Annotated in this window: 10 protein-coding genes; 9 read left to right on the top strand and 1 reads right to left on the bottom strand. The window is 37.3% G+C overall.

Features of this window, described 5'->3' with window-relative positions; all coding sequences use genetic code 11:
• From P9Q65_RS12610 to P9Q65_RS12635, 6 genes are all read left to right on the top strand, one after another.
• On the top strand, nucleotides 1-300 hold a 300-nt coding region (locus P9Q65_RS12610; RefSeq protein ID WP_304509823.1), incomplete at its 5' end, for a hypothetical protein.
• Nucleotides 301-327: 27 nt separating this feature from the next.
• Nucleotides 328-477, top strand: a complete 150-nt coding sequence (locus P9Q65_RS12615) for a hypothetical protein (protein WP_304509825.1) — start codon at nucleotides 328-330, stop codon at nucleotides 475-477.
• A gap of 294 nt (nucleotides 478-771) precedes the next feature.
• Complete coding sequence (gene acpP / locus P9Q65_RS12620; RefSeq protein WP_304509827.1) at nucleotides 772-1002, top strand: acyl carrier protein; 231 nt, start codon at nucleotides 772-774, stop codon at nucleotides 1000-1002.
• A 2-nt stretch (nucleotides 1003-1004) separates the two neighbouring features.
• The gene (rnc, locus tag P9Q65_RS12625; protein ID WP_304509828.1) at nucleotides 1005-1700 is read left to right on the top strand and encodes a ribonuclease III; all 696 of its coding nucleotides are present in this window, start codon (nucleotides 1005-1007) and stop codon (nucleotides 1698-1700) included.
• A 269-nt stretch (nucleotides 1701-1969) separates the two neighbouring features.
• Nucleotides 1970-3427, top strand: coding sequence for an aminoacyl-histidine dipeptidase (locus P9Q65_RS12630; RefSeq protein ID WP_304509829.1), 1458 nt, complete (start codon nucleotides 1970-1972; stop codon nucleotides 3425-3427).
• 21 nt (nucleotides 3428-3448) lie between these two features.
• Nucleotides 3449-4603 carry an AI-2E family transporter gene (locus tag P9Q65_RS12635; RefSeq protein ID WP_304509831.1) on the top strand — a complete coding sequence of 385 codons (1155 nt, stop codon included), beginning with the start codon at nucleotides 3449-3451 and terminating at the stop codon, nucleotides 4601-4603.
• Nucleotides 4604-4761: 158 nt separating this feature from the next.
• Here P9Q65_RS12635 and P9Q65_RS12640 read toward each other — a convergent pair whose 3' ends face one another.
• The gene (locus P9Q65_RS12640; RefSeq protein ID WP_304509833.1) at nucleotides 4762-5451 is read right to left on the bottom strand and encodes an aspartate/glutamate racemase family protein; all 690 of its coding nucleotides are present in this window, start codon (nucleotides 5449-5451) and stop codon (nucleotides 4762-4764) included.
• Nucleotides 5452-5555: 104 nt separating this feature from the next.
• Here P9Q65_RS12640 and P9Q65_RS12645 point away from each other — a divergent pair, with 104 nt between their 5' ends.
• From P9Q65_RS12645 to P9Q65_RS12655, 3 genes are all read left to right on the top strand, one after another.
• Nucleotides 5556-6950, top strand: a complete 1395-nt coding sequence (locus P9Q65_RS12645) for an aminotransferase-like domain-containing protein (RefSeq protein ID WP_304509835.1) — start codon at nucleotides 5556-5558, stop codon at nucleotides 6948-6950.
• Nucleotides 6951-7155: 205 nt separating this feature from the next.
• The gene (locus P9Q65_RS12650) at nucleotides 7156-7587 is read left to right on the top strand and encodes a SoxR reducing system RseC family protein (RefSeq protein ID WP_304509836.1); all 432 of its coding nucleotides are present in this window, start codon (nucleotides 7156-7158) and stop codon (nucleotides 7585-7587) included.
• 184 nt (nucleotides 7588-7771) lie between these two features.
• Nucleotides 7772-8128: a C-GCAxxG-C-C family (seleno)protein gene (locus P9Q65_RS12655; protein ID WP_304509837.1), complete on the top strand. Its 357-nt coding sequence runs from the start codon at nucleotides 7772-7774 to the stop codon at nucleotides 8126-8128.
• Nucleotides 8129-8140 lie beyond the last annotated feature (12 nt).

The raw sequence follows: 8140 nt of genomic DNA on the forward strand, positions 1-8140 counted from the left end.
TATGAAGGATATACAATAAGCGTTATGGTGGACGATGGTGACTTTTATTTAATGAATCAGCCCATGGATATATTTATTAAGGGGAATTACGAAAAAAAGTCGGAGACCACTTATGATTTATCAGGTAACTGCTTCCAAAACCAGCAAATAACATTTAAAAATAGAAGTTTTCTTCTTGTGTTTGATGGGAAAGAAATGACCTTTGCGAAGATATCGAATACACCATTTAAAATTGAGGGACTAGATGAATTAGTGCTAGAATATCAGCAAAAAAAGGAAAGCGAAATATTAAACCATTAACTGAAAAATCTAAGGAGAAAATGCCTTATGTTGCCGATGGATCAAATTATATATAATCATCCATATTTGTTTCATATATTAGGACCGAGTGTTCTTTTTTGGATTATTTGGATACCATTTGGCAAACGTCTGATTCAGGCGGCAGAAAAGCTAACGGAATACGTAAAAGATAGTTGAAAGAACTTGCTTAAATAATGAAAATAAGTAAAGTAAACTGCCCATCATTATTATGGGCAGTTTTTAAATGGAAAAAATTTAGCAAATTATATGCTGGCTTTAAAAAAATGTTTACCCTTTTTTGTCCTAGCATGAAAAAATGAAAATGAAATACAATTATTAATATCTACCTTTGCGGTAAATAATTGACGAAAAAATTATCTAAAAGTTTTATAAATTTTTATTGTTTTCTACTGACAAATGGCAACAAATGGGTTATAGTATTGGAAGAAAAATGTTTAGGAGGTTATCAATATGGATGAATCAGTAGTAATGAATGTAATTGCAGAACAGCTGAATATTTCAGCAGACACTTTAACCCAAGATACGGTTTTTGCGGATTTGGGTGCAGATTCTTTGGATTTGTTCCAGATTATTTCTGCTTTGGAGGAGGCTTTTGATATGGAATTTGAAAACGACGAAGCAGAAAAAATTAAAACCATTGGGGATGCAGTTAACTATATAAAAAATGTATTGGAGAACTAATTATGAATCATTTAAATCTGGAAGAGTTCGAGCGAAAGATAGAGTACTCTTTTTCGGATAAAAGTTTACTGGTGTTAGCTTTGACCCATAGCTCCTATGCCAACGAAATGAAAAAGGGTACGCACGAAAATAATGAACGCCTAGAGTTTTTAGGGGATGCCGTTTTGGACATGATTGTCAGTGAATATATGTATCGCTTTTTTCCTCAGATGCCAGAGGGCGAGTTGACAAAACTTCGTGCAGCTGTGGTGTGTGAAACATCTTTGGCAGCCCTTTCTCGAAAATTAGGTTTAGGACGTTGTATTTTATTAGGAAAAGGCGAGGAAAGCACTGGAGGAAGAAACAGAGACTCTATTTTAGCGGACGCTTTTGAGGCTATCATTGGTGCGGTTTGCATTGATGGGGGAATTGAAGCGGCGAATCGCTATGTCATGCGTTTCATGGAAGAGGAAATTGCAAATACGAAAACAAACTTCAGAAACTTGGACGGAAAAACCCATTTACAAGAAATTATACAAAAAATAAGTAAAATTCCCTTGCAATATCAGATTGTGGACGAGCAGGGGCCGGATCATAATAAACTTTTTGTGGCAGAGGTTACTCATGATGGGAAACTTCTAGGCAAAGGTAGGGGACGAAGCAAGAAAGAGGCTGAGCAAAATGCTGCCAATAACGCATTGGAGCATATGAACGGTTGATATCGGCATATGCTCGAGGGCGCTGTAGAAAAACTCCGATAGAGAATTTCTGTTGGAGTTTTTAGTATGGGCAAAAAGATGTCACAATTTTGACATTTTATAAATTTTTGCAAAAAAATAAATGAATATAAAAATATGAAGTTTCCTATTTTAAGCATAGAAAGCATTGGTTTTATTTTTTTTACGCATAATAAGTGTTGAAACGGCATTGACATCCTTGAAGCAAGGGAATATTATGGAAAAAGCAGTGTCGAAGGGAGGAACAAAAAATGGGTAAGTTAGATGGCCTAGGCGGGGATACAATTTTTCATTATTTTGAAGAAATTTGTAAAATTCCCCATGGCAGTGAAAATGAAATGGCACTAAGTGATTATATAGTGGCTTTTGCAAAGGAAAGAGGGTTATATTGTCGTCAGGATTCGCATTATAATATATTAATAAAAAAGGCTGCATCAAAGGGATATGAGGATGTTGCACCTGTTATTCTTCAAGGACATATTGATATGGTATGCGAAAAAAATGCGGATACGGAGATGGATTTTTTAACAGAACCCATAGAAATATCTGTTGAAGATGATTTTATTCATGCAAAGGGAACAACTTTGGGTGCGGATAATGGAATAGCAGTGGCTTATATGCTAGCACTGTTGGATGATAATACATTGGCTCATCCACCAATTGAAACGATTTTTACGGTTGAGGAAGAAATCGGTATGGGGGGGGCTAGAGCTTTTGAAACCTTTGATATTGAAGGCAAACGTTTTTTGAATATGGATACAGAAGAAGAAGGTGTTCTTCTTTCAGGGTGTGCAGGTGGACGTCGGGTAAGGGTTTATTTGCCTGCAGAGAGAAAAGACAGTCCGGCGAAAAGAGGGGCGTATCAGATTTCCATTCGTGGATTAAAGGGCGGTCACTCGGGAGCGGATATTCATTTGCAAAGGGCGAGTGCCAATCGTTTGATGGGTAGAGTTTTGTATATGTTAAAAGAAAATCTTGATTTTTCATTGGCTAGTGTGGATGGTGGAAATATGGACAATGCCATTTGTCGGGAGGCAGAGGCAACCGTTCTTTTTTCTAAGGAAAATGAGGAGACGGTAAGAGCATTTTTGACACAAGCGGAAAAAAGCTTTCTGGAAGAATATAATTCAAGAGAACCGTCTATAACTATAACAATGGAGTCCTTAAAGGAAGAAGTTTTTAAAGTATTGTCGGAAGATACAAAAAATCAATTGATTTCGATTTTACTGCTTTTGCCCTATGGTGTTCAAACTATGAGCATGGAAATGATGGGTTTGGTAGAGAGTTCTAGTAATATCGGAATTGTGAAAACAAACGCAGATCATATTTATTTTGACAATGCAGTCAGAAGCTCTGTGGAGAGCAGAAAAGAATTGATTTGCCAGAAAATTCATTCTGTTGCCAGCCTTTGCGGAGCAAGGGTTGAAGAAGTGAATGATTATCCCGGTTGGCGGTTTAACCCAGATTCTTCATTACTAAAAATATTTGCCAAGACCTACCGTGAAATGTATGGCAAAGATGCAACAATTTCTGCCATTCATGCAGGATTGGAATGCGGGCTTTTTTCAGAAAAAATACCTAATTTAGATATGGTTTCCATTGGCCCTGAAATGTATGATGTTCATACACCGGATGAGCGTCTTTCTATTTCCTCTGCGATTCGAGTTTGGGAATATTTAAAAGAAGTTTTGAAGCGGATGGATCACTGATTTTTAAGGAATGGTGAAGCTATGCGGTTGCCTTGGAATAAAAAATATCTAGTTATTTCCTTTCATGTGATTTTTACGGTTGGTATTTTGGTTGTAATGGGAATGTTACTTTTTAAACTTTCTGAGGCGAAAAATGTCATAATACAGGCGGCGAGGGGAACCCTCGCCGTTTTTGCACCCCTTTTATTCGCGATTTTCTTTTCAATATTATTTGAGCCCCTTACGAATTTTTATCAGAAACGCTATGAATCCCATTTATCAGCAATACGACGGAGCCAAATTAAAAACAGAAAGGTAGGTACAGCGGCAACATATTTCAGCGTATTTTTCCTTTTGATTTTGGGCGGTGGCTGGGCCGCAAAAAGCCTGGAAACTGCCGATTTAGAGGGATTGACGGAAAATTTATCTGTTTTCGTACAAAAAATGGGAGATCTCTTAGTTTTGTTTAATTTAAAGTTGGCGGAAATAGGAATTTTGCAAAATGTCGAAGGGATTTTATCAGCGTGGACAGAGAAAATAACCTTTTGGATACAGCAAAGTATCACAGGGATTACAGCATATATTCCTCAAATTGGAAGCAGTTTGATTGATATTGCGGTCGGACTTACGGTTGCGTTTTATTTTTTAATGGAAAAGAGAAAAATTTTGGTTCTATGCCAAGAAGCATCTTTTCTTTTTCTGGGAGAAAAAACCACGAGGCGGATACGGAGAGTATTCCATGAAGTAGATAGTGTGGTAACGGGATATCTTGGAGGGCAGATGACGGATGCGGCAATTATGGCGGTGCTGTTTTCTACTGCATTTACCATTGTGGGTCTGCCTTATGGAGTTGTATTGGGATTAATATCAGGATTTTCAAACTTAATACCGTATTTTGGAGCGGGTATGGCATTTATATTGGCGGTATTAGCCGGTTTATTAAGTGGAGAATCTATTCGAGCACTATATGCTTCTATATTTATTTTAATTTTACAACAAATCGACAGCGTGTTTATTGTACCAAGGGTTGTGGGAAAAAAAGTTGAGATGCATCCTGTTTTGGTTTTACTTTCTCTTGCAATTTTTGGCAGGCTTTTTGGTTTTTGGGGACTTTTGGTTGCAGTACCCTTGGGGGCTTTAATAAAAAATTTTATTTTTTGGTACATGAACAAGAGACAGGAAAATGCAGAGAATTAAACTATATTTTTATTTGATTTGAACTTCCTTCGCAAAAAGATATTATTTTAATGTGATTAAAACAAGGGGGTTTGATATTTTCAAATCCCCTAATATTATTCTCTCTAGAAATAAATTTTTCTCCCCATTTGTTTATAGATGCAATTGCTTAGTTGCAACTACAAAAGAGAATGATGAGCGGCCATTTCTCCATGGATTGTTGTGGTATCAAACAACAGAACAGAGGTATCCTCCTGATGCACCAAAAGACCAATTTCCGTGCAGCCCAAAATAACACCTTGGGCTCCATTTTCGTAAAGAGAGTGAATGATGCGTAAGTATTCTTTTTTGGATGATTCTTTTATTTGACCTTGACAGAGTTCTTGAAAGATAATGGAATTAACGATTTCTATATCTTCTTCCGAAGGGACCAGCACATGAATTCCTTTTTCTGTAAGCTTGCTTTTATAGAAATCCTGGGTCATGGTATATTTTGTTCCCAATAAACCTACTGTTTGAATATGATTTTCTATTAATTTGTCTGCTGTTGCCTCTGCAATATGCAGAATTGGAATATTAATTTTTGCTTTGATCATGGGGATAACTTTGTGCATAGTATTAGTGCAGATTATGATAAAGTCTGCTCCTGCTTTTTCCAGGCTTACCGCAGCTGCTGATAAAACTGCACCACTTTTATCCCACTGTCCTGTTGACTGATATTCCTCTATTTCTTGGAAATCAACGCTGTACATAAGACACTTGGCTGAATGCAGGCCTCCCAATTGTTTCTGAATTGTTTTATTGATTACTTGGTAATAAGTAACTGTGCTTTCCCAACTCATGCCGCCAATTAGGCCGATTGTTTTCATAGTACCACCTCTTTTTTATTTTATGCCTTGAGTATAGCATTGCGCTAAGCTCCATACAATGGTATAATTGTACGGAATACAATATTACAAAAGGGAGATTCCAAATGCCGATTAATTCTTTTGAAAATTATCCTATGTCTTGGAAACCGCAATTATTAGATAGAACGCCCCCCATTTATACCAAATTGGCTCAAAAATTGGAGGACGATATTCGAAGGGGCGTCCTAAGACCTGGAGACAAATTACCCCCACAACGGGAGTTAGCGGACTATTTGGATTTGCATTTAAGCACAATAACTCGAACCTATAAGTTATGCGAGGAACGAGGACTGCTTTGTGCAAAAGTGGGACAAGGTACTTTTGTTGCTTCTGATGTTCATACCAGTGATATTCTATTATATTCTCAAGAGTATACGGACTTTATTGAACTGGGGACCGTCCATCCCCCGTATCATGATAATGAGGACATTATTAAATTTATGAAAAGGGTTTTTGTACAACCGGATATTAAGAATTTTCTTGAGTACAAATCTCCAGCGGGTACAGAGATGCAACGCAAGACTGTATCTCAATGGTTAAAGAAAATAGACGTTGATGTATCACCAGAAAACGTTTTATTAGCATCCGGAAGTCAAAACGCCATCTGTGCAATTTTGCTGGGGCTGTTTCATTCAGGAGAAAGAGTTGGTACGAATTCTCATAGTTTTTCGGGGCTAAAATCCATTGCAAAAATGGTGGGGGTACAGTTGATTCCATTGCCAGAACGGGACGGTTTGCTCGCTTGCGAAGAATTAGAACGATTTTGTAAGGCGGAAAACTTGAAGGGACTTTATTTTGTACCGGAACACCATAATCCCACAACCCATTCGTTAACGGATAACGAAAGGGTTTGCATTGGAACAATTGCCAAACAATTAGATTTAATTATCATTGAGGATGGAATTAATCGTATGTTGCGTGATACGGTGCAGCTTCCCCTTTTTGCATATGCGCCAGAGCAGACGATTCATATTTTCAGTGTTTCTAAATTTTTGTGCCCCGGTTTACGCATGGCATATATCTCATCCCCATTTCGTTATAAATCAGCTTTGGATATTGCATTATATAATATGAATTTGATGGTGTCTCCCCTGAATGCAGAGATTGTAAATCGAATATTTAATTCACCTATGTTAGACACCATAGTTGAAGAAAAGCAATGTGAATTAAGAAAGCGCAACAATATTTTGAATCAGATTTTGGAAAAATACAAAGTCTATGGGGAGGATACTTGTAGCTTTCGTTGGCTTATGTTGCCGCCGCAGTGGAAAAATGGCATGGAGTTCGAAGGGTTTGCGAAGAAAATTGGGATACAAGTTTTTTGTGCAGAGAAATTTTCTGTGGGCAATGTTATATCACCCAAGGCAATTCGAATTTGTATTTCAGCTCCGCCCACAAAAGAAATATTAAAAACTGGAATTGAGAAGCTGGCAAAAGCTTTGGAAAGGGATAAAAAGTAAGGTTAAAAGAGAAAAAATGATAGATAGACGAAAAATTTTAAAAGTGTATGAGCATTTATTTTTTTCTTAAAACAAAAAATGGGAAAAAAAGCCATGTCAATCAAATTAGACTGCGTATTGAAAAAAGATTGCGAATTATGTATAATAATAGTGTAAGGTTGGAATGTGCCCTTGCTGGGGTTAGAATAGAAAGGCGGTAATGTGTATGAAAGGTCTGGTTACAGAAGGAAGCGGCAATATGATAAAGGTCCATATCATCCGTCAGGAGGCTTGCGGTCATTGTAAAGCTTGTTTATCTGGATATATGGAGCAAGATATGGATATTGATGCAAAAAACCTTTGCGATGCAGAGGTGGGTGACTGGGTTGAATTGGAGTTGCAGGAAAATGCATTTATGTACGCAGTGTTAATTAGCTATGGAATTCCATTGATTGGATTTTTCGCAGGTATGTTTTTAGGCTATTTTGGAATAAGTCCTTTGGTTCCTTTTTTACCGGCAAGCTTAGTATCCTTTGTTTTGGGTTTTGCCTTCGTTTTGATTTGTTATGCATGGATAAGAAGCCAAAATCCCAGATGGGAAGGCGGAAGATATTTGCCTTTAGCAGTGCGCTTGACTACAGAGGGTTATGGTGAGTAGGCAAAACAATAAGAAATGAAAAAGCAATCTCTTAGGAGATTGCTTTTTTGTTTTTTTTGTTTTGGGAAGGATATTGTTGTTAAATGCAATGACAAACAAAGAGAACTTTGTTTCATTAAAAGCTCAAATTTGTTCAGAACCATTGTCCCTTTTTTTCATATTATAAGACAAAGGGGATGATTTTATGACGGAACGGGCGATGCTTTTTTGTAGTCAAGGAGAAAACTGCTCTCGAGCTATTTTGCGGGCTGCGGCAGAGGAATATGGTTTTCCTCTTTCTGAAGAGTTGCTTAATAGTTGCAACGCAATCAGCTCAGGTTTTGGTGTCGGCGGAATGTGCAGTGCTTTGGTTGCTGCGGTTATGGTTTTAGGTATTTTATTTCCAACGGAAGAAGCGAAACAAAAAAGTTTACTTTTGTTTTGCAAAATGCAGGAACGATGGCATTGTATTGATTGTTGTAGGCTATCAGCCAATAGAGAGAATTGCAATGATTTAATTGGTGAAATCTCAGAGATATTAGAAGAGGTTATCCGTGAATAATAAAACCGGCAT

Source organism: Anaerotignum sp. (assembly GCF_030625865.1).
In the GTDB taxonomy this organism is placed as follows: Bacteria; Bacillota; Clostridia; order Lachnospirales; family Anaerotignaceae; genus Chakrabartyella.

Excerpts from the sequence above, each read along its gene's own strand:
- P9Q65_RS12615 (WP_304509825.1), top strand. The coding sequence starts at position 328 with ATGTTGCCGATGGATCAAATTATATATAATCATCCATATTTGTTTCAT.
- acpP (WP_304509827.1), top strand. The coding sequence starts at position 772 with ATGGATGAATCAGTAGTAATGAATGTAATTGCAGAACAGCTGAATATT.
- rnc (WP_304509828.1), top strand. The coding sequence starts at position 1,005 with ATGAATCATTTAAATCTGGAAGAGTTCGAGCGAAAGATAGAGTACTCT.
- P9Q65_RS12630 (WP_304509829.1), top strand. The coding sequence starts at position 1,970 with ATGGGTAAGTTAGATGGCCTAGGCGGGGATACAATTTTTCATTATTTT.
- P9Q65_RS12635 (WP_304509831.1), top strand. The coding sequence starts at position 3,449 with ATGCGGTTGCCTTGGAATAAAAAATATCTAGTTATTTCCTTTCATGTG.
- P9Q65_RS12640 (WP_304509833.1), bottom strand. The coding sequence starts at position 5,451 with ATGAAAACAATCGGCCTAATTGGCGGCATGAGTTGGGAAAGCACAGTT.
- P9Q65_RS12645 (WP_304509835.1), top strand. The coding sequence starts at position 5,556 with ATGCCGATTAATTCTTTTGAAAATTATCCTATGTCTTGGAAACCGCAA.
- P9Q65_RS12650 (WP_304509836.1), top strand. The coding sequence starts at position 7,156 with ATGAAAGGTCTGGTTACAGAAGGAAGCGGCAATATGATAAAGGTCCAT.
- P9Q65_RS12655 (WP_304509837.1), top strand. The coding sequence starts at position 7,772 with ATGACGGAACGGGCGATGCTTTTTTGTAGTCAAGGAGAAAACTGCTCT.